Raw genomic sequence first — 22,564 nt, forward strand, 5'->3', positions numbered from 1 at the left:
TGATTCCGCGACCAGAGGAATCATCCGGAACGGGGCAGCTGGGCTCCAGTGAGGGGACGTTCATGTCTGCAGTCGAAAACGTCATCGTCCTTATCGGGGACCAGACGGTCCCCGGCTACCAGAAGGATCCCATCGACCTGAACTGGGGGGCAGTGGCTCGTATCTCTACCTCGCCTACCAGCTCTCGGACACCCCGAACCCCATCACCGATCTGACGGTCGTCTGGGGCGATGACGACGGTGTGCCCGCTCCGCCGGGGTACGAGCGCATCCTTCCCGACCTGAACCAGGGATCGGGAGGGAAGTTCATCTACTTCTGCACTCGCCGTGGCGGCCCCGAAACGCCGGTCAGGGATCTCAAGGTCATCGCGGGTGACTCTCCCAACATTCAGCCTGAGGCAGGGTGGGAGCGCATTCCCGTGGACCTGAACGCAGGCGCCGGCGGAAAGTTCATCTACGCGTGCCAACATAGGTGACCCCGGAGCCATCCGGTGGCGCCAACCTCGATCTTCCGCGGCGGTCCGTCAGTTCACTGGCGGGCCGTCACGGCTGTTCGGGCTGATGGCCGGCAATGCCGGTGGTCCGGCCGTCGCATCGGACGGGCCGCTCCCGCCTACGCCTCCTGGATCAGCGGCACGATCAACGGCCGTTGACGGCCCGGCCCCGCAGCGCGGCTAAAGTCCCAGGTGAGAACCGTCGCGCCCGAGGAGAGCCCGCCATGCCGACCGACCCCGCCGCCACCGCAACCCCCGCCCCCGCCGCCGCGCGCCCACACCCCGCGCGCCTCGGCCTGGGCACGGCGGCCGTCGGCCGGCCCGGCTACATCAACCTCGGGCGTGACGCGGACCTGCCCGCCGAACGCACCGTCGAGGCCCTGCGCGCACGCACCCACACCCTGCTCGACGCCGCGTACGCCGCCGGCGTGCGCTACTTCGACACCGCCCGCTCCTACGGCCGCGCCGAGGAGTTCCTCGGCCAGTGGCTCACCGAACACCCCCGGGCCGCGGCCGAGGTGACGGTCGGCAGCAAATGGGGCTACACCTACACCGCCGGCTGGCAGACCAGCGGAGTCGCCGCCCACGAGGTCAAGGAACACTCCACCGCCGTCTACGACCGCCAGATCCACGAGACCCGCGCCCTGCTCGGCGACCACCTGGACGTCTACCTGGTCCACTCCGTCACCCCCGACAGCCCCGCCCTCACCGACCCCGCCCTGCACCAGCGCCTCGCCGCCCTCGCCGCCGACGGCGTCCGGGTGGGCCTGTCCACCAGCGGCCCCGCCCAGGGCGACACCATCCGCCGCGCCCTCGCCGTCACCGCCGACGGACGGCCGCTGTTCACCGCCGTCCAGGCCACCTGGAACCTGCTGGAGACCTCCGCCGCCCCCGCCCTCGCCGAAGCCCACGCGGCCGGCCGGCTCGTCGTCGTCAAGGAAGGCATGGCCAACGGCCGCCTCGCCGGCCGCAACGCCACCGGCCCCGACACCGCCCCGCTGCGCACCCTCGCCGACCGCACCGGTACCACCCCCGACGCCCTCGCCCTCGCCGCGGCCACCGCCCAGCCCTGGGCCGACATCGTCCTCTCCGGCGCCGCCACCCCCGACCAGCTCACCTCCAACCTCGCCGCCACCGGCCTGCGCCCCACCTCCGAGGACCTCGCCGCCCTCGCCACCATGGCCGAGCCCGCCGAAGCGTACTGGCGCACGCGGGCGGGGCTGCCCTGGTCCTGAGGGGCCGACGGGGGAGCCCGCGGCGGGGGCTGGTCCTGAGGGCCGCCGCCTGCTGACCGGTGCCCGCCGCCGAGCGGGCACCGGGCGGCTCGGGGCGTGCCGCACGGGAAGTCGGCAGGTCCGACTTCCCGGGCGCCGGGCGCCCGTGGGCGGGGCCGCCCGGCTCCGGGCGGGGCGCCCGCCACCGCCCGACACCGTCCGCCGCCCGGTGTCGGTGCCCGCCCCTACGGTGAGCCGCATGACCGCGCACCCGGACCTCGCCGCCGCCCTCGCCACCCTGCCCCTCGACCTGCCGCCCGGCCGCACGGTCGCCGAGGACGACGGACGGGAACCGCTGCTGTGGATCAGCGACGCCCCCGCCCCCGCCGGGCTGTTCCGGAAGCTGCACCGAGCCCACCCGCAGACCGGGCTGTGGCCCCTGCTGCTCACCCCGCTCGACCGCACCGGCCCCGACTACCGGCCCTGGCTCTCCGGCGAGCTGTACCCGACCGACGCCGCCATGCCCGACCTCTACGACCCGGCCGCCCTGCTGAGCACCTGGTGGAAGCACGTCGACGAGGACGAGGACGGCGACGTGAGCGAGGACGCCGAGATACTCGACGAAGCCCTCGCCCCCTACGGCCGCACCTGGCCCGGCCCCGCCCCCGCCGCCACCGTCCCCGACGGCGCCGCCGGCAGCGAGGCCCGGGAACTCGCGGAGATGCTGCAGTCCCTCAAGGACACCCGCCTCGGCCTGGTACGGGCCGACAGCGGCGCCCACGCACTCGCGGTGTGCGGCTGGAGCGGCCCCACGAACCACGCCGACATCGACAAGATCGCCGCCGTACTCGCCGACTGGGAACGCCGCTTCGGCGCCCAGGTCGTCGAAGCCGGCTTCGACACCCTGGAGTTGAGCGTCCCCGTGCCGCCCGCCACGCTCACCGAGGCGCTCCCGCTGGCCGCCGAGCACACCGCCTTCTGCCCCGACCTGGTCTTCCAGGGCACCGGCAGCCTCACCGAGTACGCCGGGCAGTTGGTGGGCGCCCACCAGTGGTCCTTCTGGTGGGACTGACCTGACCCGGGGGCGCGGGTCCGGCGCGGCCGCCCCCGGACCCGACCGCCGCCCGCGGACCCGGCCGGCACCCGCGGCCCACCGGTGTGGCATGCTGCGCCGGGCCGCGAACCGGGCCCGAGCACCGACCACACCCCCGCCCGAGGAGCCCGCCCTGAACACCGCCTGCGCCGAAGCCCTGTCCGCAGGCCTGCTGATACTCGTCCTGGTCTGCGCCGTCGCCCGCCCCTGGGGCTGGCCGGAGGCCGCCGCCGCCGTGCCGGCCGCCGCCCTGCTGGTGGCGACCGGCGCCGTCCCACCGGACCACGCCACGGCCGAGGCCGCCCGCCTCGGACCGGTGATCGGCTTCCTGGCCGCCGTCCTCGTCCTGGCCAAACTCTGCGACGACGAGGGCCTGTTCCGCGCCTGCGGGGCCTGGATGGCACGCAGCGCCGCCGCACGCCCGCGCCGACTGCTGGTCCAGGTGTTCACCGTCGCCTCGGTGGTCACCGCGGTGCTCAGCCTGGACGCCACCGTCGTCCTGCTCACCCCCGTCGTGCTCGCCACCGCCGCCCGCCTGGGAGCCCGCCCCGGACCACACCTCTACGCCTGCGCCCACCTGTCGAACACGGCCTCGCTGCTGCTGCCCGTCTCCAACCTGACCAACCTGCTCGCCTTCACCGCCAGCGGCCTGAGCTTCGCCCGCTTCGCCGCCCTGATGACACTGCCGTGGCTCGCGGCGGTCGGCGTCGAGTACCTGGTCCTGCGCCGCTCCTTCGCCACCGACCTGGACACCGCCCCCACCGGGGCGACCGAGGCCGGACCGGCCCCCGCCATGCCGCTGTTCGCCCTGACCACCGTCGGCTGCACGCTCGCCGGGTTCGTCCTCGCCTCCGCCCTGGACGTCGACCCGGCCTGGGCGGCGGCCGCCGGCGCCACCGTCCTGGCCGTGCGCGCCCTGGCCCGCGGCCACGCCACCCCCACGACGGTGGTGCGCTCCGCCGCCCTGCCGTTCCTGGCCTTCGTCCTCGCCCTGGGCATCGTGGTGCGCGCGGTCGTCGACAACGGCCTGGCCACCGCCCTGGCCCACCTCGTCCCCGCCGGCACCACCCTGCCCGCCCTGCTCGCCACCGCCGCCCTGGCCGCCGTCCTCGCCAACGTCATCAACAACCTGCCCGCGACCCTCGCCCTGGTACCCCTGGCCGCCCCGGCCGGGCCCGGAGCCGTCCTCGCGGTCCTGCTCGGGGTGAACATCGGCCCCAACCTCAGCTACGCCGGATCGCTGGCCACCCTCCTGTGGCGCGGCATCGTCCGCGACCGCGGAGTGCCGGTGGACCTGCGCGAGTTCACCCGCCTGGGCCTGCTCGCCGTCCCCGCCACCCTCACCGCCGCCGTCCTGGCCCTGTGGGCCTCGCTGCGCCTGATCGGGACCTGACCGGGGTGGCCGGATTGACCGGGACCCGGCCGGGGCCGGCGCCCGCACCGATCCCGTCGTCGGGACCGGAAGCGGAACCGTTCGACCCGGCCGGCCAGTACCCGGCCGGTCAGTACTCGGAGCTGGGTGCCGCCGTGACCGGGCCGAGGTCCGGTTCGTCGCGCAACTCCACCACCGTGCCGTGGCGTTCGAGTTCCAGCACGACCAGTTCGTTGGCGCCGGCCCGCCACAGCGGGGCGGGGGCGTAGAGGGTGCGCTGGGGGCCGGCGGCGCAGTGGCGGCCGAGCAGGAAGCCGTTGAGCCACAGCAGTCCGCGGCCCCAGTCGGGCAGGGCGACGAACGCGTCGGCGGGGGAGGGGAGTTCGGCGGTGAAGCGGTGGAAGGCCGGCTCCCCGTCGCGGGTCTCGGCGTCGTCCTCCCCGGCGCCGTGCGCCTCGATGCCGTGGGCCTCGTCGCCGTCGGTGAAGCGCAGCGCGGACAGGTCGGTCAGCGGCAGCGGCCGGATCTGCCAGTCGAACAGCCGCTGGTGGCCGTGCGAGACGCCGCGGGTGATGCCCTTGCGGTCGTCCATCTGCGGGCCGTAGTTCACCCGGCCCAGCGCCTCGACCAGGATGTCCAGCACGACCCCGTCGGAGCCGGTGGCCAGCGGCAGTGTCGCGCCGGGGGAGTTGCGATCCAGTACCCCGAGTGGGCGGCCGTCCGCGAAGACCTGCGCCCGGTCGGCCAACCCGTCGATGCGCAGCGGCAGTTCGGGGCGCGGGCCGGGCACGCGGGTGCGGTAGTGGATCAGGCCGCGGTCCTGTCCGACCTGCTCCATCGGCAGCGGCGCCGCGTGCCGCCGCGACTGCGACAGCGCGTCCAGCGCCTCGGCCAGCCGTGCCCGCCCGTCGGCCCGCTCCAGGCGCTGGGGCGCCACCCGGGGCGGCGGGTCGGGCAGTTCGCCGTCCGGCAGGGGCAGGTGGCGGCCGATGACCTCGCGCAGGGCGTGGAACTTCTCGGTCAGCTCGCCGGCCTCGCCGATCGGCGCGTCGTAGTCGTAGCTGGTGACGGTCGGCTCGTAGCCGGCGTCCAGGGGGTGGGCGCCGCTGTGGTTGGCGCCGGCCCACAGGCCGAAGCTGGTGCCGCCGTGCGCCATGTAGAGGCTGACGGAGGCGCCGGTGGCGAGCAGCTCGTCCAGGGAGGCGGCGCTCTCCTTCGGGTCGCGGACGTGGTGCGGCAGGCCCCACTGGTCGAACCAGCCGATCCAGAACTCCATGGCGGTCAGCGGGCCTTCGCCCTGGTGGCGGCGGAGCACCGCGAGCCGCTCGGGGGCGCGCGAGCCGAAGGTGGCGGTGGCGAGCTGGCCGGGGATGGTGCCGCCCTGCTGCATGGTGTCGTGGGCGCCGTCGGTGGTGAACAGCAGGCAGTCCACGCCGCGGCGCACCAGGCCGTCGCGCAGGTGGGCGAGGTAGGCGGCGTCGTCGCCGTAACTGCCGTACTCGTTCTCCACCTGCATCGCCACCACCGGCCCGCCCCGGCTCGCCAGCAGCGGCAGCAGCTCGGGTACCAGCGCGTCGAACCAGCCGTCCACCTCGGCGAGGTACGCCGGGTCCGCGCAGCGCAGCCGCAGCCCGTCCACCGCCAGCAGCCGGGCCGGCAGCCCGCCGAAGTCCCACTCCGCGCAGATGTACGGGCCGGGGCGCAGGATCACGTCCAACCCCAGGCCGGCGGCCAGCCGCACGAAGCGGGCCACGTCCCGCCAGCCGGTGAAGTCCACCGTGCCGTCGGGCAGTTCGTGGAAGTTCCACGGCACGTAGGTGTCGACCGTGTTCACGCCCAGTGCCCGCACCCGCCGCAGCCGGTCCTCCCACAGTCGCGGATGCACCCGGAAGTAGTGCACCGCCCCGGCCACCACCCGGTGCGGCACCCCGTCCCGCACGAACCCGTCCGCGTCGTACCCGAGCATGCGCACACTCCCGCTTCCCGCCACAGGCGCCGAGGGCCCCGCAGGCCCCGGCACCGTCGAGCCTAGCGAGGAACGGGCCGCGCGGGCCGCTGGTGCTCAGGTGTCGTAGCAGCCGTCCCACGGGGCGGTGAAGCCCAGGCCGTCCGGGTAGAGCTCCATCCAGACGCCGCCCTCCTCGTCCTCGTCGTCCTCCTCCTCGTCCTCGTCCACTTCCAGGACCAGGCCGAACAGGGCGCCCTCGAAGCGCACCTCGAAGGGTGCGATGGCGATGCCCTGGTAGTGGCGCCCCGGCAGGGCGTCCAGCCACTGCTGCAGCAGCAGATCGGCCGCGGCGATCGCCTGCCGCTCGCCGTCCGCCGTCGTGCCGGTGGACTCGATGCGCGAGTCCAGGTGGCGGCCGGCCTCGTCGAACCGGTGCAGCACGGCGTGCCAGCGCTTCACGGCCTGCCAGTCGTCGCCGCTCCACCCCTCGGGGAACGCCGCGACGACGGACGCGTAGAACTGGCCGCCCTCATACCGGCCGATGGTGTCCGTGCGGTAGCCGGGCTCGTGGCGGATCGGAATGACCTCGGGAATGTTCATGCCCCGAACCCTAGGCCCCACCTGCGACAACGCCCCCCGTCGGGGCATGGGCACCGGTGTTGCGCCCGGCGGTGCGGGTGCGGTAGTCAGAGGGTCCGCCACGTGCAGGGCCCGGCCGAGGGCTCTCCTCCACTCGGCAGGCGTGCGGACATCACGGAGGTGGGCCATGGACGTGCCGCGGGCGATCGATCGGCTGATGCTCCGGCTTCCGGGGCTGGAAGCCGCCGCCGGTGGTCGCGACATCGACTGGGCGGCGATCCGCGAAGGGATCGGCACCGGCCTGCCCTCCGACTACCGTGAACTGTCCACCCGCTGCCCCGGTTTCTCGGTCGACGAGTTCGTCCTGGTGTCGACCCCGGTGCCGGGATCGGAGCACGAGTTCGTCTCAGGCGTCCGCTCCGACCGGGAGACCATGGAGGACGACCTCCGGGAAGGGGAGATCCCGGCGGAGTACGCCACCGGGGACGGGGCGGGGGAGCGGCCCGCGCTGTTGGCGTGGGCGGGAACTCCGGACGGCGACGAGATCCTCTGGCACACCGCGGCCGCCGACCCCGACGCATGGCCGGTCGTGGTCCGGGGCCGCGGCGGCGGCTGGTGGTCGTACCCCGAGGGGGCCGTGTCCTTCCTGGAAGGCCTGTACTCCGGACGGATCGCCGTCCCCGGCCTGCCGGCCTCGCTGCCGAAGGGCGACAGGAAGGTCTCCTTCCACGCCTTCTAGCGCCGCATCGGAGACCTCCGCCGGCCGTGAGGTGACAAGGCCGTACGGGTGCTGATCGCGCCCCGGCCGTGGCCTGGCCGGCGGGGCTGGAGGCGGCCCCCGGCCACGAGCGGATGCGCCCGTGGGCCCCGCCGGCCGAGCCCGCCGCCTACTTGCCGTACCGGCGGTCGCGCTGCGCGAAGGCACGCAGCGCCCGCAGGAAGTCGGCCTTGCGGAACGCGGGCCAGTTCGCATCCACGAAGTAGAACTCGCTGTAGGCCGACTGCCACAGGAGGAACCCGGACAGGCGCTGCTCACCGCTGGTGCGGATGACCAGGTCGGTCGCGTCCGCACCCGCGGGCGAGTACAGGTTGGCGCTGATGTCGTCCGTGTCGAGGGCGTCGGCGAACTCGGCCGGATCACCTCCGCCGGCGACGTGGCGGCGGAACGCCGTCTTCACGGCGTCCACGATCTCCCGCCGGCCGCCGTAGCCCACGGCGACGTCCACCAGGAGACCCGGGCGCCCGACGGTGGCGGACGCGGCCTCCTTCAGCGCGAGGGCGCGCTCACCGGGCAGCAGGTCCACGGAGCCGATGATCTGGACCCGCCACGGCTTTCCGGGCTGCGCGAGTCCGGTGACCGTGTCCTGGATGATGTCCAGCAGCGGGACGAGTTCGTGCGCGGGGCGGCCGGACAGGTTGTCGTCGGACAGCATGAACAGGCTCACGTGGCCGACGCCCGCCTCGGCGCACCACCCGAGGAACGTCTCCACCTTGGCGCCGCCCACGCGGTAGCCCTCGACGACGTCGTGGCCGTGCCCGTTCGCCCGCGCCCAGCGCCGGTTGCCGTCCAGCATGATGCCGACGTGCTGCGGCCGGGGCAGACCCTCCAGGCCCTTCAGAACGCGCCGTTCGTACAGCGGCATCGCGGCGTTGCGCGCCCACTGCGGCAGAAGCGCCATGACTCCTCCTCCTTCAGGGCAAACCCGGACCAACCGGACCACGACGGTACCAGCCGGATCATCAACTCCCTCACCCAATACGACAATTCCAGGAGTTCACGGGCGAACCGCCGAAGACCTCCACCGCGTACCGGACGGCACCGACTCGGAGCAGCCCCGCGACAGCAGGGTGGGCAGCAGCGGGAGCAGGCGAGTTCACCGGTAGCCGTGATCGCGATCCGCTGCTGGAGGACTAGGGTGCTGAGCCATGTCTGCATTCGACTTCCGTCAGCTGATCGGCGTGGAGGCCAGGTCCGGAAGGGTCCCGCCCGAAGCCTGGGAGGACATCGAAGCATGGGCCGGCAGGGGACTGCCGGCCGACTTCAAGGGATTCGCCGAACGCTACGGGGGCGGGCTGATCAGGGGGCACCTGTTCGTGCCGCACCCGTGCGACGACGAGTCGCTTCTTGACTTCATGAAGAGCGGCCGCAGGGCGTTCGAGAAGCTGTCTCGACACTTTTCCGACGAGCTGGGCAGGGAAAATGTCGACCCGGCGTCGGTGGTGCCCTGGGCATATTCGAACTGGGACGGGGACCGATGCTTCTTTGTGCCGGGCGGGGGCACCTCCTGGCGCATACTCCTGGTGTTCCGTCAGCTGGCCGGCGTGCATTTCTACGACGCGGGGTTCCTGGAGCTCCTCACCGGGGTGATCACCGGGACGGCGGTGCCCCCGGGATGGCCGCACATGGAACCGGCATGGAGGCCGATCGGCACCTCTCCGTCGGCCTGACCTCCAGGGCTCCTGCGCTCAGGGGGTTCGCCAGGGCCGGCCGGCGCTGTCATGCTTCGGCGGCAACGGTTCCATCCGCTCCCGCGCCGCGTCCCTCAGCTCACGCCGACCTGCCGCACAATCAACGACCGGGCGGGTCCCGGTCCGCGCCGCCGCCCGGCGGCAGCCGTCGGGTGATCCGGTCGAACAACTCCTTCAGCGGCTCGCTCACCTCACGGCCGAACTCGGTCAGGCCGTAGGAGACCTGGGGCGGCGTCGTCGGCTCGACCTTCCGCCAGAGCAGGCCGTCCTGGACCAGAGCCCGCAGGGTCTGGGCGAGCATCTTCTCGCTGATGCCGTGGATGCTCTCGCGCAGCTCGAAGAAGCGCAGGTCGTTGCTCCGCAGGGAGATCAGCACCCAGACGCCCCACCTGCTGGTGACGTGGTCGACCACGTCGCGCGCGGGGCAGTCGGTGTGAAACACGTCATACCGGCCGCCCGCCTCGGTCCCCCTGTACTGCACCCCTCCCGCCATGCCATGAGCTTACCTCCAGGTATGCCCTTACCAGGAGTTAGCCCGTCCTCCTAACGTCGGAGCCACCGAGGACATCTGACGAGGAGCTGATCATGATCGTGGTGACCGGGGCGACCGGGAACATCGGCCGGCCGTTGACGCAGGCCCTGACCGGGGCGGGGCAGCAGGTGACGGCGGTGTCGCGGCACCCGGCGGCGGTGCCCGACGGCGTCCGCCACCTGGCGGCCGACCTGGCCAGGCCGGCCGAGCTCAGGCCCGCACTGGCCGGGGCGGCGGCGCTCTTCCTGCTGCTCCCCGGCGACCTGCACGCCGCCGGGGCCGACCCCGCCGACCTCATCGGCGAGGCCGCGGCCGCCGGGGTCCGGCGGATCGTGCTGCTCTCCAGCCAGGGCGTGGTGACCAGGCCCTTCGGGTCGACGCGGATCGCGATGCGCGAACTCGAGGACACGCTGCGGGAATCCGGTGTGGAGTGGGCGATCCTGCGGCCGGGCGGCTTCGCCTCCAACGCTCTCTGGTGGGCCGAATCCGTCCGCACGCAGGGGCTCGTCGCCGCGCCCTTCGGCGACGTCGGCGTGCCGATCGTCGACCCGGCGGACATCGCGGCGGCCTGTCTGCTGGACGACCGGCACGCCGGCAGCGTGTACCAGCTGACCGGCCCCGAGGTGATCACACCGCGCCGGCAGGCGGCCGCGATCGCCGACGCGCTGGGCTCGCCGGTACGGTTCCACGAACTCACCCGCGCCGAGGCCAGGGCCGCCATGAGCCAGGCCATGCCGGCGGCGCTCGCCGACGACACCCTGGAGATCCTCGGCGCACCGAACCCGGCCGAACTGCGCATCAGCCCGGACGTCCAGCAGGTCCTCGGCCGCGCCCCGCGCCCCTTCTCCGACTGGGCCGCCCGCAACGTCGCCGCCTTCCGCTAGGACTGACCGGGGCAGGCCCCACCCGTGCGTGCGTGCCGGGCGTGCGTGCGCGTGCCGGGCGTGCGTGCCGGGCGTGCGTGCCGGGCGTGCGATCCCGGCGGAAACGGTCGGACGGACTCTCAGAACGAGAGCACCATGCCCTCCTCGGCCGCGATCACCTCGCCCGAGAACCGGCCGCGGGCGTCGGCGACCGAACGCGCGCGGTCGCTGCCCGGCCAGAAGTGCGTGAGGAGCAGGCGCCGGGCCCCGGAACGGGCCGCCCACGTCCCGGACTGCGCGGCGCTCATCAGGTGGGGGTCGCCGCCGTCGGCGCACGGGCCCTGGAGCGTGGCTCCGGCGATGAACAGGTCCGCTCCCGCGGCCAGCTCGGCCAGGGCCGGGTCCGCTCCCGCGTCACCGCTGTAGGCGACGGTCAGGCCCGGCGCGGTCAACCGCACGCCCGCGTGCGGAACATGATGCGGCAGCAGCACCGCATCGAGCCGGAACGGCCCCACCCGGTGGCTCGAAGGAAGCGCGTACACGTCGAAGACGTCGAGCAGGTCCTCGGTCGGCTCCATCGCCTGGACCCGCCCGATCACTCCGGGAGTGCAGTACAACGGCAGGCGGGCACCCCGCTCCTCGGCGAAGTAGCGCGCGCGACACAGCGCACTGAGGTCGGCGCAGTGGTCGGGGTGTTCATGAGTGATCACCACCGCGTCGACGCGCCCGCCCGCGCAGTGCTCCGACAACCGCGGGAACGTCGCGTAGCCGAGGTCCAGCACCAGCCGGAACCCGTCGTACTCCAGCAGGAACCCGCTGGCACCGCGCCCGGCCTCGGGCCAGGCGCCACACGTCCCCAGGACCGTCAGTCTGCGCACCGGCCGATGCTCTCACGGGCGCTTCCACCGGCCGAACCCGGACCCGAACCCGGACCCGAACCCGAACCGGCCCCGGGCCCCCGCCGCTGCGCCCGGCCCGCACGGGGACCGGCGGGAGGGGCCCTGTCAGACTGCGGACATGAACGGACAACCGCTCGACGACGGGCTCGCCGCGAACCGCGCCCTCTGGGACACCCGGGCCGAGGTGCACGGGACGACCCCTGACGACGTGTGCTACGACGTCGACTCCTTCCTGGCCGGGCGCCAGACGCTCCACGGGATCGAACGGGAGCTCGCCGGTGACGTGGCCGGCCGGGACGTGCTGCATCTGCAGTGCCACTTCGGCATGGACACACTGAGCTGGGCCCGTCTGGGGGCCCGGGTGACCGGGGTCGACTTCTCGCCCGTGGCCATCGCCCGGGCGCGCGAGCTGGCCCGGCGCGCCGGTCTGGCGGCCGATTTCATCGAGGCGGACACGCAGGACCTGCCGTCCGGCCTGGCCGGCCGGTTCGACCTCGTGATCGCCACCTACGGGGTGCTGTGCTGGATCGGTGACCTCGACGCGTGGATGCGCGGTGCGGCGACGGCGCTGCGCCCCGGCGGCAGGCTGGTGCTGGTCGACCTGCATCCGGCGTTCCAGACCCTGGCGAGCTACGAGCCGCTCGTGGCCGACTGGCCCTACGGCGGCGGGCAGCCCCAGCGCGAGGCCGTGACGGGCACGTACGCCGATCCCAACCTGCCGATGGCCGCGCAGGAAGTGGTGCAGTACCCGCATTCGGTGGGCGAGATCGTGACGGCGGCCGCCGGAGCGGGACTGATCGTGGACCGGCTCGTCGAACACACCGAGGCCGCGTTCGACGCACGCCGCATCCTGCCCCAGGGGCCCGACGGCACCTACCGGTTCCCGTTCGGCGACACCCACCTGCCGGTCCTCTACTCGCTGCGGGCGGTGTCACCCCCGCAGAGCCGTCGGACAGCCCGGTGATCACCGTGTCCGGGTGGACCGAGCGGCTCGCGGCCGAGGTGGGGTGGACCCGGCCTCGCGGCGGTGTCGACCGGGGGCGCGCCAGGGGCGGGGCGCGCGGGTTCGCCCCGGTGCCCCCGCACGCATGAGGGGATCAGTGATGCGCGCATTCGACATCAGCAGGCTTCTGGAGCTCATGCCCCCGCCCGAGGGGGCCGGTGAATCCGGCGACTGGGCCGCGGTCGAGCAGGCGTGGGGTTTCCGATTCCCGCGCGACTACACCGAGTTCGTCACGCGGTACGGGAAAGGGGAGATCGATCGGTCCCTCGGCGTGTTCGCCCCCGACGAGCTGATGCCGCCGGACGCCCCGCAGCCGGGCATGCGCGACATGACGGAGGAGGCGCGCTGGCTCTTCGAGGAGGACGGCGAGCCCACCGACGAGGTGCGCTCCGCCGAGCACATCATCGCCTGGGGAGGATCCTGCACCGCGGACACCCTCGGGTGGCTGGCCGTCGGCGACGACCCCGACGAGTGGCCGGTCCTCGTCCTGGACCGGAACGGGGGCGCGCCCCTGGTCTTCGACATGGGCATGGTCGAGTTCCTCCACGGGGTGATTTCCGGGGGGATCGGCCCGAGCCCCGTCGGCGCCGTCGTCACCTGGGGCGAGGAGCCGCCCCGCTTCGTCCACTGGCGGGCTCCGTAGCAGCGGCGGGCCCGGGCGGTGCGCCGTCAGGCCGGGGGCAGGCCGAGGGTGGGGAGGTGGTCGGCCATCAGGAGGGCGACGAGTTCGCGGCGGCTGCCCACGCCGGTCTTGTGGAGGATGGCGGTGACGTGCTGCTGGACGGTGGGCACGGCCAGGTGGAGGTGGGCGGCGATGTCCTTGGTGCTGGCGCCGCGCACCGCGTGCAGGGCGACCTGCTGTTCGCGCGGGGACAGGCCGTGGGCGAGCAGGGCCAGGGGCAGGCGCTGGACGGCGGAGACCGGGGAAGCGACGACGGCGACGCCGCCGCGGCGGCCGTCCAGCGGGGAGGCGTGCAGGGCCAGCCACTGGCCGTCGGGGGTGCACACCCGCATCTCGGCCGGGGAGTCGCGGCGGGCGGCCAGGCGGGCGACGGTGAGGAAACCGCTGGGCACCCCGCTGGTGTGGGTGATGGGTTCGGCCATCCGTCCGATCAGTTCGCGGGCCGCGGCGTCCGCCGAGCGCAGCCGCCCGTACCCGTCCAGGACCGCCACCGCCGGGGTGTGCGCGGGCTGTTGGGGGCGGGTGTCGCGCAGGGCGGCGAGGTGGGTGTCGCGCAGGGCGGCGCCGATGGGGGCGGCGACGCGTTCGGCCAGGCGCAGGTCGGGCAGGTCGTAGCGGCCGCGGGCGTGTTCGCGCATGAACGCCGCCGAGGCCCAGCGGCCGCCGCCGAGGTCGAAGTTGATCCGCAGTTCGTCGCCGTAGCCGCAGGGGTGGAGCAACTCCCGGTAGCGGACGCTGCGTTCGGGGCGGCCGTCGGTGGCCCGGTCGACGGTCTGCACCCGGTGGCCGGCGGTGCGGATCGCGGTGAAGGTGGTGGCGTCCTCGCCCTGGAGCTCCAGGTGCACGGCCTGCTCGAACTGGGCGGGGTCGAGACCGTCGGCGACGGTGGAGGTGGGGAACCCGGTGACCGGGTCGTTGCCGTGCCAGCAGCCGCCGTCGAAGCCGAGCGGCTCCAGCAGCACGGCGTGCAGTTGGCGGAACAGCTCGGCCGCCGGTAATCCGGAGGCCGCCAACTCGCCGATGGATCCCAGGACTTCCCGCTCGATCTCACGTCGTTTGGCCACGGACGGAATACTACGGAAGCCGGGGTCCGGCGTCCGGTGAACGGACGAGGAAGGGCGCAGGCGGAGCAGGACGCGGGGCGGGCGCGCCGCTGCTCGGCGCGCCCGCCCCGTTCCCCGGTTCCCCGGTTCCCCGGTTCCCCCCGTGGTCCGTGTGCCCGGCTCACCGCCCCCCGCGTCACTCGGACGGCGAGGTCAGCTCCACGGGTTGGCCGGCTGGTCGTTGATGGCCGTCCAGAAGCGGGTGCCGGTCGGCAGGGTGCCGTTGGCCCACATGCCCCAGCCCCCGGCGTCGTGGAACTCCGTCATCCGGAAGTCGGCGCCGAAGGAGGAGGCGCACAGCTGGTCGGCGACGGCCTGGCTGGTCAGCGAAGTGCCGGCCACCGGCGCGGTGGCCTTCAGCTCACCGCCGCCCCAGGCGTGGGAGCCGGGCGTGGGCGGCATGCCCACCGGCGCGGGCCGGCCGTCCTTCTTGATGCACAGCACCGGCAGCTGGAAGCCGGCCCAGGTGTCGCCGTTGTACGGGTCGCTCTGCCCTCGTAGCCGACGTGCACCAGGTCGTCGGCGCGCTGCTCCAGGTTGGCCCAGGTCATGCCCTTGTGGGCGCCGATCGGGCCGAACACGGCCGCGTAGGAGGCCTTGTCGATGTCCCACTGCTGGTAGGGGCTGTCGAAGCAGTCGACCATGTAGAGCGTCCAGCCGCCGAAGTTCTTCCTGCGGTTGTCCAGGTACTTGGAGCTGCTCTCGTTCTTCGGCCGCACCCCGATCATGTCCCATTTCGCCGTCTCGCCGGAGGCGTTGAACGGGGTGACCTGCCAGTTCTGGAGGGCGTCGTTGACGGCGCACATGCCGGTGCTGGCGAGGGGGAGACGACGGTGGCGGACGGCCGGTCGTCCGCCACCGTCAGCCTGTCAGTACCCGGTCAATCGCGGGTATCCGTGTTTTCTAGGATCCTCCGGCACCCCCTCCGGCACCCCCGCTCCGGCACCCCCGCTCCGGCGCCTCCGCGGCCTCAGCCGCGGCTACGGCCGCTCGCGCTCGCGCCACCAGGCGACCGTCGCCCGCAGCTGCTCCTCCAGCGGCGTGGCCCGCACCGCGAACGCGGCCTCGTACGCCGAGCAGTCCACCACGAACGGCCGGTCGAACTGGTAACGCACCTCCCGCAGTTCGCGCAGCAGAGGGGACACCAGCCCCGCCACCGCCAGCACGGCCGCCGGCAGGCGCCGCACCGAGACCGGTCCGGCGCCGGCCTCGGCGGCCAGCCGGTCGACCATCGCGCGCACCGACAGGGCGGCGACGGTGGGCACGTGCCAGGCCCGGCCCCAGGCCCGCTCCTCGCCGGCGGTCTCGGCCATCGCCCGGGCCACGTCCGGCAGGTAGGTCCAGCTGTGCGCGGTGTCCGGGTCGCCGAGCGTCGCGACCGGACGGCCCTTCAGCACCTGGGGCATCACCCGCGAAGCCAGGTGGCCGCCGTCGGTGACGCCGGGGCCGAAGAAGTCCGAGGCCCGCACCTCCACCGCCCGGATCCGCCCGGCCTCGTGCAGCGCCCGCGCCTGCTCCCAGGCCGCCGCCCGTACCCGCCCCTTGGGGCCGGTCGCGCCGAGCGGAAGGCCTTCGGTCATCGGACCGGTCACCGGCCCGTAGCCGTACAGGTTGCCGAGCATGACCAGCACCGCGCCGCTCTCCTCGGCCGCCGCGCACAGCGAGGCGCTCAGCGCCGGCCACAGCCGCGCCCACTGCGGCAGCGGCGGCGCGGCGCAGCCGTGGATGGCGGCGGCGCCGCGGGCGGCCCGCGCCAGCCCCGCGGGGTCGCTCGCGTCCAGGGCGAGGTGCTCGACGCCGGGGACGTCCGGCCCGGCGGGGCGCCCGGTACGGGTGACGACCCGGACCTCGTGGCCCTGTTCGGCCAGCAGGCGGGCGGTGGCGGCCCCGGCGGGCCCGTGTCCGACGACCAGGTGGAAGCTCATCCGCCACACCCTAGCGGCGGCCTGGGACCGTCAGGAGGCGTGGCGCGCTCCGGTGCCGGAGGCGAAGCCGGACACATCGGGGCAGGTCAGGGCAGGTCGGAGGGAGGCCGGGGCCGCCACATAATCGGTATGGCGATCGTAGAAGTGGATCTATGCTGTGGGTCGTTCATGATCCCTTCACACGAAGCAGGTCTGCTCTCGATGAAGCTGCCCCGGGTGTCCGCCGTCGTCGCCGCCGCGGTCCTGGCCCCCGCCGTCCTCTTCCCCTCCACGGCCTCCGCCTCCGACGCCCCGAAGCCGACCGGCGTCTCCGGTCCCGACACCGCCTCGGACTCCGTCAAGGACGCCACCCCCGAGGACGGCGACGCACAGGAGCAGCGCGACCGCGCCGAGGTGCGGCGCATCCTCGCCGACCCGGCGAGCGGCCCCGGCGTGCGCGAGGCGGCCGAGAAGGCCCTCAAGGGCGGCGCCGCCGAGCTGCGGCACTTCCTGACCGTCGAGCTCGACGAGCAGCGCAAGATCGACGACCGGGTCAGGACCTTCCAGATCCTCGCCACCGGCGGCCCGGCCGTGAAGGCCGCCGCCACGGCCGCCCTGCGCGCCGGCGACGACGCCATCGCCGAGTTCCTGAAGACCGGCCAGTACACCGCCCGCGCCGAGGACGAGGACCGCGCCAAGGTCGAGGCCATCCTCGCCGACCCGAAGATCGGCCGCGGCGTGCGCGAGGCGGCCGAGAAGGCCCTCAAGGGCGGCGCCGCCGAACTGCGCCACTTCCTGACCGTCGAGCTGCCCAAGCAGCGCGGCGACGACAACCGGGTCAAGCTCGCCCAGCTCATGGACAAGGGCGGCAGGGCCGTGCGCGAGGCGGCCAGCCGGGCGCTGGACGCCGGCACCGACGAAGCCGTCGAGGCCTTCCTCAACGAGGGCTTCGCCAAGGCCCAGTTCGAGGACGACCGCGTCGAGGTGCTGCGCGTCATCGCCGACAAGGAGACCGGCCCGGCCACCGCCGCGGCCGCCCAGAAGGCCATGGACGGCAACGCCGAGGCCGTGCGGCGCTTCCTGACCGTCGAGCTGCCCGTCCTGCGCGAGAGCGACAACCGCCTGAAGGTCTCCCAGATCGCCGAGACCGGCGGCCCCGCGGTCAAGAAGGCCGCCCTGGCCGCCTGGGAGGGCAGCTACGCGGACGTCCTGGCCTTCCTCAAGGAGGGCTGGGCCAAGGCCAAGGCCGAGGACGAGGCCGCGGCGACCAAGCCCGGCACGGGCAACGGCACCGGCGCGGCTACGGGCAACGGCACCGGCGCGGGCACCGACGGTGCCGGGCAGCAGCCGCAGACCGTCCAGCCCGCCGGCCTCACCCAGACCACCACCACCGGCACCGGTACCGGCACCACCACCACCACCGGCACCCGTACGGGCACCGGCACCACCACCGGCAGCGGAGCCCTCGCCGCCACCGGCACCGACGGGCTCGGCTGGGAGGCCGGCGGCGCCGCCGCGGCCCTCGCCGCGGGCGCGGCCATGGTCGTGGCCGCCCGCCGCCGCTCCACCTCCACCTCCACCGAGAGCTGACACCCCCTCGCGTCCCCGGCCGCCCACCACACACCCCGGCGGCCGGGGACGCGCCACATCCCGCTACCGCCCGCCCCCGACCGGCGGCTCAGTCACCGTCCCCGCCGCCGCCCACCTGGCGGCGGGGCCGGTTGCGCTGGTAGCTGCGCACCGCCTTCCCGGCGCCGAGGGTGAGGGCCGCGACCACACGCGCCCAGCGCGGCCCACCGCGGTCGGCCCACACCACACAGCCGCACCCCGCGACGACCAGGACCAGCACGCCCACCAGAACCGCACCGACCACCACGACCACCCGCCCTTCTCCCGACGTCCTGCTCCATGGAATCACCTGATGCGGGCACAAACCGGTTCCGGCCGGACTCCCACGGGAAATCCGTGAACGGGCCGGATGATCACGCTGGCAGGTCCGGCCCCACGGACGGAGGAGATCACCATGCCGACGAACACGGCCACCGGAAAGTCCTGGTACGCGGTCCGCTGCGTCTTCCGGTGGGACACCTCCGACAACCCCCTCTACGAGGAGCGGCTGACACTGTGGCGGGCCGGGTCGATGGACGAGGCCATCGAGCGGGCCGAGGACGAGGCCCGGACCTACGCGCACGACAACGGCCACAGCTACCTGGAACTGGCCCAGTGCTACGCCCTGGCCACGGACGGGCGGCCGGGCGACGGGGACGAGGTCTTCTCGCTGCTGCGGGAGAGCCGCCTCGACGGGGACGCCTACCTGGACCGCTACTTCGACACCGGCGAGGAGCGCCAGGGCGCCGCCACCGAGGGGTGACGGACAGCCTGAACACCTGTCGGGCACAGCCCGCGATCGGCCGGGCGCCGATCGTGGACCGCCCACCCGGTTCGGCCGCGCGCCCGGGGGCTGTGCCAGGATGCGGTGGCCGGACGGTCCCGATCACCGGGCCGGCCGTACCAGCCGCATCACCGCATCAACCGCATCAACCGCGCCAACCGCATCAACCGCATCAACCGCACCCGAGGAGTCACCCGTGGCCACTGCCCGGTTCGCCACCCTGCACACCACGGCGGGCCCGATCCGCCTGGAGCTGTTCCCGTTCCACGCGCCGAAGACGGTCCGCAACTTCGCCGAACTCGCCGAGGGCACCCGGGAGTACACCGACCCGCGCACCGGCGAGCCGGGCAAGGGCCCGTACTACGACGGCACGCTCTTCCACCGGGTGATCGCGGGCTTCATGATCCAGGGCGGCGACCCGACCGGCACCGGCGCCGGCGGCCCGGGCTACTCCTTCGCGGACGAGTTCCACCCGGAGCTGTTCTTCACCAAGCCGTACCTGCTCGCGATGGCCAACGCCGGCCCGGGCACCAACGGTTCGCAGTTCTTCATCACGGTGGGCACCCCCGCCCACCTCAACCGCAAGCACACCATCTTCGGCCAGGTCGCCGACGCCGCCTCCAAGGCCGTCGTCGACGCGATCGCCGCCACCCCCACCGAGAACGATCGCCCGCTCGAGGACGTGGTGATCACCTCCGTCGAGATCGAGCACTCCTGACCGGGTGAGGCCGAGAAGCGGGTCGCCCCGGCGAGCTGTCCGCGTGTGGGTTCCCCCGGCCTGAACCCGCGCCGCTCGGAGACCTGCGGTGAACCGCTCGGCCACTGCCCGCGCGGGATCGGGCGGAGCCTCGCGTCGTCCCATCAGCCGCCCGCCTGCCCTCACCCGGGGTCGTCGCGTGTCCCGGGTGCTCCCCGCACCCGGGACACGCGTCGAGTCGCGGAACCGCCCTTGCGGTCAGCAGTCCTTGGGGGCCACCGCATGGACCGTCGTTCTGCTCCCTCTTCGAGACGCTGCCGATCCCGCCCGGGGCTACGAGGGCATCACCTCGTGGATACGGGAGAGGGTGAACATCCGGTCGTCATCGCGCAGGTGGCACCAGGCATGGAGGTAGGGGGCGTCCAGTTCGAGCCGGCTGAGCGTGCGGACGGTCGTGGTGCCCGAGGTGGCCACGTACTCGATCGTGACGGCCCGGCCTTCGTCGACGGCGTGGGCCAACTGGCGGATGTCGGTGAAGGAGAGGTTGCGCGCGTACCCGGCGATGATCTCCTCGGTGTCGCTGTCGTAGGGGCGGCCGTCGTAAGGGTCGGGCTCCGGAACCTCCGGCGGGGCGTCCTTCAGACGGGTGGCGAGGGCGCGCAGATCGACGGCCGCCCGAGCGTCCGTGGTGCGGCCGTCCGTCCGTCGCGGGCGGGACCCTTCTCCGGGCGGGCGCGGGGACGGGACCGGGCTCGCCGCACGGTGACGCTGGGCCCGTTCGATCCGGACGGCACCGTCCGGCTTCTCGGCGACGGGGGCGTAGCCGGCGGACCGCAGCGCGGCGAGCGTCTTGTCCGGCGGGGTCCGGCTGATCAGCACCGTCGGTGCCAGCTGTCGCAGGCCGAGCCGGGCGAGTTTGCGATGGGCGGCCAGCTCGGCGAGGAGGGCGGGCTCCTGGCCGTGGATCACACAGGCCGCGGACGCGACGCGCACCCGGCCGTGGCCGCGCGCGGCGTCGTGGATCAGGTACGTGAGCGGCTGGGGGAGCGGTTCGACGGCGACGTCGGCCAGATCGGCCGTCAAGGCGTCGGGGGTCAGGCCCGCGTCGAGGGCACGGCGGACGCTGACCGGGCTGAACCGCCAGACGGACGCCGCACCGGCGGTCTCCCGGTCCGCGACGGAGTCCAGCAGCGTGACCAGGGCCGTCGACGGCGTTCCGGTGACCACGGCCGTCAGATCGCTGCCGAACCGGGCGCTCGCGCTGGCGGCGGGCAGCAGCCGCCGACAGGCCTCCGTCAGCGCCTCGGTGTCGTCGGCGAGCAGGGCGGCCCCGATCGGGGACAGGGCCCCGAGGGCGAGTGCGCCGAGCAGCTCCGCTTCGCGGACGAGGGTGGCGAACGGCGTGGAGTCCTGGGGGAGTTGGTCGACGAGCGGGCGCAGCCACCCGAGCAGCACCCCCAGTTCCGCCGGGTCCGCCGCGCCTTCGCCCGCCGGGAGCTGCGCCGCGGCCTCGAACAGTCCGTGCCGAGCCTGGAGGCAGTCCCCGCGGGCCGGTGTCCCGGCGAGTGCCGGCAGGGCCTTCCCGTCCTCGTCACGGCTCTCGCCCGGGGTCAGCGGCAGTGTCCACCAGGCCCGGAGGAGGACGGCGAGCTGATCGGCCGGTTCCTCCCCTGCCCAGGTGTCGTAGTCGGCGGTCGCCGCGATCCGGTCGCCGTCCCGGGCCAGCAGTCCGGCCGCGCTCGCCGCCTCGAGCGCGAGGCGCACCACGATCTCGTCGCACTGTGCCGCCTTGCCGATCCGGGACAGCTCGCGGGTACCGACCCCACCGGCCTTCAGCCGGGCCGGGGGAGCGGCGGCGCACACCCCGAGGACGGACGCGGCATGGGCGGCGAACGCCATCGAGGCGGCTGTGGTTTCCCGCTCGGTGTCCGGGACCGCGGCAGGCACCGATCGCACGCCGGGCGGGAGGGGCGTGAACGGGGCGTGCCAGTCGGTGCCGCGCAGTGCGAGTGCCACCTCCGCGGGCATGCGTGACGGCCCGTACCGGTTGTGGTCCCGGATCAGCAACCCCCGCTCCAGCGCCCACTGTTCGCCCGGAGCGGAGTCGACCGGAGCCCCGAACACGATGAAGCCCGCTCGCTCCGGAGCCTGGGCTGCCCGCCGCTCGAGGAGCTTCCGGGTGGCCGCGGGGGCCGTGGCCACCAGCGCGGCGACCCGAGCCGGATCGCTGTGATGCTCGATCAGCGCCGCCAGCCGCGTCTCCTTCCTGTTGGCGGCGGGTTTGACGTCGAGCTTCGCCAGGATGCGGCCCAGTTCCTCGGAGTTCGAGCCCGTGACCAGTCGTAGGAGCGGCGCGTCGAGCCCCAGGGGCGAGCGCCACGCGTTTCGCAGCGGAGCCGCCATGTGCAGCAGCCCGGTGTCGGCGGGCCACACCAGAGCACGATCGGCCAGCGCCTCCAGGACGGCGTCCAGTCCGTGGGCGCGGTCACCGTGCGTCGCGTCCAGGAGGCCCGCCAGATCGTCCCGCGACACGGTCGTCAGCGCGGCGGCGGCCTCCGCCACCTGGAGGCACGGCAGGGTGAGCCGGGGCAGGGCCAGCGCCACCGACGCCGGACGTTGGAGGCGGTCCGCCAGTTCCCCGACCGACCGCGGCTCCGGAGCCGCCGCAGCATCCGGGCGAGCCGCCAGGAGCCGTTCCAACTCGGCCGCGTCGAGACCGCGAAGCCATGCGGCCAGTGCCGATCCGTTCTTCTTACCGATGGGGCACCTCACCACAGAGGAGGACGTCGATTGCCTGCCGGAGCAGGCCAGGAGCACAAGGATGACGTACGAAGGCGGGTGAGTGTCCAGCGCGGGAAACGTCCTCGGCGGGTCCGGTCCGTTCCGGAACGGTCGGGGACGAGTGATGACATGCCGAAGGGCCCGCACCGGGCATGCATGATGCATGCGGTGCGGGCCCTTCGCCGCCGGGCGGGTGCCGCGGCGGTGGGAACTACAGCGGGCGAATGTTCTCGGCCTGCGGGCCCTTCTGGCCCTGCGTGACGTCGAACTCGACCTTCTGGCCCTCGAGCAGCTCGCGGAAACCGCTGGCGTTGATGTTCGAGTAGTGGGCGAAGACGTCCGGGCCGCCACCCTCCTGCTCGATGAAGCCGAAGCCCTTTTCCGCGTTGAACCACTTCACGGTGCCATTAGCCATGTAAAAAATCTCCTTCAAGGGACTTTCCGGCATTCGCACGATACGGATGCCGAGTCACCGCGATGAGCGCCCGCCCGGAAAACACGTCCGAAAACATGCCGGAAAACAAAAATGCGCCTGCGATA

23 protein-coding genes are annotated in these 22,564 nt (G+C 73.8%); 11 read left to right on the forward strand and 12 right to left on the reverse strand.

The genetic code is table 11. The annotated features are described in order from the left end of the window. The first annotated feature begins 717 nt into the window (after positions 1 to 717). The 3 genes from ABZ449_RS27305 to ABZ449_RS27315 all read left to right on the forward strand — a co-directional run bounded on the left by ABZ449_RS27305 (position 718) and on the right by ABZ449_RS27315 (position 4,193). Positions 718 to 1,728, forward strand: a complete 1,011-nt coding sequence (locus ABZ449_RS27305; RefSeq protein WP_360351086.1) for an aldo/keto reductase — start codon at positions 718 to 720, stop codon at positions 1,726 to 1,728. Between the two features lie 238 nt (positions 1,729 to 1,966). Next, positions 1,967 to 2,779 (forward strand): DUF4253 domain-containing protein, encoded by an 813-nt coding sequence (locus ABZ449_RS27310; RefSeq protein ID WP_360351089.1) that lies wholly within the window; start codon positions 1,967 to 1,969, stop codon positions 2,777 to 2,779. A gap of 154 nt (positions 2,780 to 2,933) precedes the next feature. Continuing rightward, positions 2,934 to 4,193 (forward strand): SLC13 family permease, encoded by a 1,260-nt coding sequence (locus tag ABZ449_RS27315; protein WP_360351204.1) that lies wholly within the window; start codon positions 2,934 to 2,936, stop codon positions 4,191 to 4,193. 109 nt (positions 4,194 to 4,302) lie between these two features. On the opposite strand, the gene ABZ449_RS27320 is transcribed toward ABZ449_RS27315, so the two are convergent. Both ABZ449_RS27320 and ABZ449_RS27325 read right to left on the reverse strand, forming a co-directional pair. Further along, complete coding sequence (locus tag ABZ449_RS27320) at positions 4,303 to 6,138, reverse strand: beta-galactosidase family protein (protein ID WP_360351091.1); 1,836 nt, start codon at positions 6,136 to 6,138, stop codon at positions 4,303 to 4,305. A 96-nt stretch (positions 6,139 to 6,234) separates the two neighbouring features. Then, the gene (locus tag ABZ449_RS27325) at positions 6,235 to 6,720 is read right to left on the reverse strand and encodes a hypothetical protein (protein ID WP_360351094.1); all 486 of its coding nucleotides are present in this window, start codon (positions 6,718 to 6,720) and stop codon (positions 6,235 to 6,237) included. 166 nt (positions 6,721 to 6,886) lie between these two features. On the opposite strand from ABZ449_RS27325, the gene ABZ449_RS27330 reads away from it, so the two are divergent. Continuing rightward, a complete protein-coding gene (locus ABZ449_RS27330) occupies positions 6,887 to 7,438 on the forward strand; it encodes a hypothetical protein (protein WP_360351097.1) in 552 nt (183 codons plus the stop codon). A gap of 148 nt (positions 7,439 to 7,586) precedes the next feature. Here ABZ449_RS27330 and ABZ449_RS27335 read toward each other — a convergent pair whose 3' ends face one another. After that, on the reverse strand, positions 7,587 to 8,378 hold the full coding sequence (locus tag ABZ449_RS27335) for an isoprenyl transferase (RefSeq protein ID WP_360351100.1): 792 nt from the start codon (positions 8,376 to 8,378) through the stop codon (positions 7,587 to 7,589). Between the two features lie 247 nt (positions 8,379 to 8,625). Between ABZ449_RS27335 and ABZ449_RS27340 the strand changes: the two genes are divergently transcribed. Next, positions 8,626 to 9,147 carry a hypothetical protein gene (locus ABZ449_RS27340; protein WP_360351103.1) on the forward strand — a complete coding sequence of 174 codons (522 nt, stop codon included), beginning with the start codon at positions 8,626 to 8,628 and terminating at the stop codon, positions 9,145 to 9,147. Positions 9,148 to 9,268: 121 nt separating this feature from the next. Here the strand turns inward: ABZ449_RS27340 and ABZ449_RS27345 are convergent, their stop codons facing one another. Beyond that, entirely contained in the window at positions 9,269 to 9,661 is a 393-nt protein-coding gene (locus ABZ449_RS27345) for a helix-turn-helix domain-containing protein (protein WP_360351105.1), read from the reverse strand. A 92-nt stretch (positions 9,662 to 9,753) separates the two neighbouring features. On the opposite strand from ABZ449_RS27345, the gene ABZ449_RS27350 reads away from it, so the two are divergent. Next, positions 9,754 to 10,584, forward strand: a complete 831-nt coding sequence (locus ABZ449_RS27350) for an NAD(P)H-binding protein (protein WP_360351108.1) — start codon at positions 9,754 to 9,756, stop codon at positions 10,582 to 10,584. A 119-nt stretch (positions 10,585 to 10,703) separates the two neighbouring features. Here ABZ449_RS27350 and ABZ449_RS27355 read toward each other — a convergent pair whose 3' ends face one another. Continuing rightward, the gene (locus ABZ449_RS27355) at positions 10,704 to 11,441 is read right to left on the reverse strand and encodes an MBL fold metallo-hydrolase (RefSeq protein WP_360351110.1); all 738 of its coding nucleotides are present in this window, start codon (positions 11,439 to 11,441) and stop codon (positions 10,704 to 10,706) included. Positions 11,442 to 11,580: 139 nt separating this feature from the next. Here ABZ449_RS27355 and ABZ449_RS27360 point away from each other — a divergent pair, with 139 nt between their 5' ends. Both ABZ449_RS27360 and ABZ449_RS27365 read left to right on the forward strand, forming a co-directional pair. After that, positions 11,581 to 12,426: a class I SAM-dependent methyltransferase gene (locus tag ABZ449_RS27360; RefSeq protein ID WP_360351113.1), complete on the forward strand. Its 846-nt coding sequence runs from the start codon at positions 11,581 to 11,583 to the stop codon at positions 12,424 to 12,426. A gap of 139 nt (positions 12,427 to 12,565) precedes the next feature. Then, positions 12,566 to 13,108 carry an SMI1/KNR4 family protein gene (locus ABZ449_RS27365; protein ID WP_360351116.1) on the forward strand — a complete coding sequence of 181 codons (543 nt, stop codon included), beginning with the start codon at positions 12,566 to 12,568 and terminating at the stop codon, positions 13,106 to 13,108. A 26-nt stretch (positions 13,109 to 13,134) separates the two neighbouring features. Here the strand turns inward: ABZ449_RS27365 and ABZ449_RS27370 are convergent, their stop codons facing one another. From ABZ449_RS27370 to ABZ449_RS27385, 4 genes are all read right to left on the reverse strand, one after another. After that, complete coding sequence (locus tag ABZ449_RS27370) at positions 13,135 to 14,211, reverse strand: helix-turn-helix transcriptional regulator (RefSeq protein WP_360351119.1); 1,077 nt, start codon at positions 14,209 to 14,211, stop codon at positions 13,135 to 13,137. Positions 14,212 to 14,403: 192 nt separating this feature from the next. Further along, positions 14,404 to 14,652, reverse strand: coding sequence for a hypothetical protein (locus tag ABZ449_RS27375; RefSeq protein WP_360351121.1), 249 nt, complete (start codon positions 14,650 to 14,652; stop codon positions 14,404 to 14,406). After that, on the reverse strand, positions 14,607 to 15,056 hold the full coding sequence (locus ABZ449_RS27380; protein WP_360351124.1) for a hypothetical protein: 450 nt from the start codon (positions 15,054 to 15,056) through the stop codon (positions 14,607 to 14,609). The genes ABZ449_RS27375 and ABZ449_RS27380 overlap by 46 nt, the downstream gene beginning before the upstream one ends. A 174-nt stretch (positions 15,057 to 15,230) precedes the next feature. After that, positions 15,231 to 16,175 carry an NAD-dependent epimerase/dehydratase family protein gene (locus ABZ449_RS27385; RefSeq protein WP_360351125.1) on the reverse strand — a complete coding sequence of 315 codons (945 nt, stop codon included), beginning with the start codon at positions 16,173 to 16,175 and terminating at the stop codon, positions 15,231 to 15,233. A gap of 168 nt (positions 16,176 to 16,343) precedes the next feature. Between ABZ449_RS27385 and ABZ449_RS27390 the strand changes: the two genes are divergently transcribed. Then, positions 16,344 to 17,744 carry an ALF repeat-containing protein gene (locus ABZ449_RS27390; RefSeq protein WP_360351128.1) on the forward strand — a complete coding sequence of 467 codons (1,401 nt, stop codon included), beginning with the start codon at positions 16,344 to 16,346 and terminating at the stop codon, positions 17,742 to 17,744. A gap of 88 nt (positions 17,745 to 17,832) precedes the next feature. Here ABZ449_RS27390 and ABZ449_RS27395 read toward each other — a convergent pair whose 3' ends face one another. After that, complete coding sequence (locus ABZ449_RS27395) at positions 17,833 to 18,036, reverse strand: hypothetical protein (protein WP_360351130.1); 204 nt, start codon at positions 18,034 to 18,036, stop codon at positions 17,833 to 17,835. Positions 18,037 to 18,177: 141 nt separating this feature from the next. On the opposite strand from ABZ449_RS27395, the gene ABZ449_RS27400 reads away from it, so the two are divergent. Together ABZ449_RS27400 and ABZ449_RS27405 are read left to right on the forward strand one after the other, a co-directional pair. Continuing rightward, positions 18,178 to 18,525, forward strand: coding sequence for a hypothetical protein (locus ABZ449_RS27400; RefSeq protein WP_360351133.1), 348 nt, complete (start codon positions 18,178 to 18,180; stop codon positions 18,523 to 18,525). 217 nt (positions 18,526 to 18,742) lie between these two features. Next, positions 18,743 to 19,264 (forward strand): peptidylprolyl isomerase, encoded by a 522-nt coding sequence (locus tag ABZ449_RS27405; RefSeq protein WP_360351136.1) that lies wholly within the window; start codon positions 18,743 to 18,745, stop codon positions 19,262 to 19,264. Between the two features lie 312 nt (positions 19,265 to 19,576). On the opposite strand, the gene ABZ449_RS27410 is transcribed toward ABZ449_RS27405, so the two are convergent. After that, positions 19,577 to 21,847 carry a helicase C-terminal domain-containing protein gene (locus tag ABZ449_RS27410; protein ID WP_360351139.1) on the reverse strand — a complete coding sequence of 757 codons (2,271 nt, stop codon included), beginning with the start codon at positions 21,845 to 21,847 and terminating at the stop codon, positions 19,577 to 19,579. A 388-nt stretch (positions 21,848 to 22,235) separates the two neighbouring features. Next, complete coding sequence (locus ABZ449_RS27415) at positions 22,236 to 22,439, reverse strand: cold-shock protein (RefSeq protein WP_030916923.1); 204 nt, start codon at positions 22,437 to 22,439, stop codon at positions 22,236 to 22,238. Between the last annotated feature and the right edge of the window lie 125 nt (positions 22,440 to 22,564).

The sequence above is a fragment of the Kitasatospora sp. NPDC005856 genome, from assembly GCF_040629945.1.
Classification (GTDB): domain Bacteria; phylum Actinomycetota; class Actinomycetes; order Streptomycetales; family Streptomycetaceae; genus Kitasatospora.

What these genes read in the sequence shown, in the direction of transcription:
- ABZ449_RS27305 (WP_360351086.1), top strand. Translation starts at nt 718, where the DNA reads ATGCCGACCGACCCCGCCGCCACCGCAACCCCCGCCCCCGCCGCCGCG.
- ABZ449_RS27310 (WP_360351089.1), top strand. Translation starts at nt 1,967, where the DNA reads ATGACCGCGCACCCGGACCTCGCCGCCGCCCTCGCCACCCTGCCCCTC.
- ABZ449_RS27320 (WP_360351091.1), bottom strand. Translation starts at nt 6,138, where the DNA reads ATGCTCGGGTACGACGCGGACGGGTTCGTGCGGGACGGGGTGCCGCAC.
- ABZ449_RS27325 (WP_360351094.1), bottom strand. Translation starts at nt 6,720, where the DNA reads ATGAACATTCCCGAGGTCATTCCGATCCGCCACGAGCCCGGCTACCGC.
- ABZ449_RS27330 (WP_360351097.1), top strand. Translation starts at nt 6,887, where the DNA reads ATGGACGTGCCGCGGGCGATCGATCGGCTGATGCTCCGGCTTCCGGGG.
- ABZ449_RS27335 (WP_360351100.1), bottom strand. Translation starts at nt 8,378, where the DNA reads ATGGCGCTTCTGCCGCAGTGGGCGCGCAACGCCGCGATGCCGCTGTAC.
- ABZ449_RS27340 (WP_360351103.1), top strand. Translation starts at nt 8,626, where the DNA reads ATGTCTGCATTCGACTTCCGTCAGCTGATCGGCGTGGAGGCCAGGTCC.
- ABZ449_RS27345 (WP_360351105.1), bottom strand. Translation starts at nt 9,661, where the DNA reads ATGGCGGGAGGGGTGCAGTACAGGGGGACCGAGGCGGGCGGCCGGTAT.
- ABZ449_RS27350 (WP_360351108.1), top strand. Translation starts at nt 9,754, where the DNA reads ATGATCGTGGTGACCGGGGCGACCGGGAACATCGGCCGGCCGTTGACG.
- ABZ449_RS27360 (WP_360351113.1), top strand. Translation starts at nt 11,581, where the DNA reads ATGAACGGACAACCGCTCGACGACGGGCTCGCCGCGAACCGCGCCCTC.
- ABZ449_RS27365 (WP_360351116.1), top strand. Translation starts at nt 12,566, where the DNA reads ATGCGCGCATTCGACATCAGCAGGCTTCTGGAGCTCATGCCCCCGCCC.
- ABZ449_RS27375 (WP_360351121.1), bottom strand. Translation starts at nt 14,652, where the DNA reads ATGCCGCCCACGCCCGGCTCCCACGCCTGGGGCGGCGGTGAGCTGAAG.
- ABZ449_RS27380 (WP_360351124.1), bottom strand. Translation starts at nt 15,056, where the DNA reads ATGTGCGCCGTCAACGACGCCCTCCAGAACTGGCAGGTCACCCCGTTC.
- ABZ449_RS27385 (WP_360351125.1), bottom strand. Translation starts at nt 16,175, where the DNA reads ATGAGCTTCCACCTGGTCGTCGGACACGGGCCCGCCGGGGCCGCCACC.
- ABZ449_RS27390 (WP_360351128.1), top strand. Translation starts at nt 16,344, where the DNA reads ATGATCCCTTCACACGAAGCAGGTCTGCTCTCGATGAAGCTGCCCCGG.
- ABZ449_RS27400 (WP_360351133.1), top strand. Translation starts at nt 18,178, where the DNA reads ATGCCGACGAACACGGCCACCGGAAAGTCCTGGTACGCGGTCCGCTGC.
- ABZ449_RS27415 (WP_030916923.1), bottom strand. Translation starts at nt 22,439, where the DNA reads ATGGCTAATGGCACCGTGAAGTGGTTCAACGCGGAAAAGGGCTTCGGC.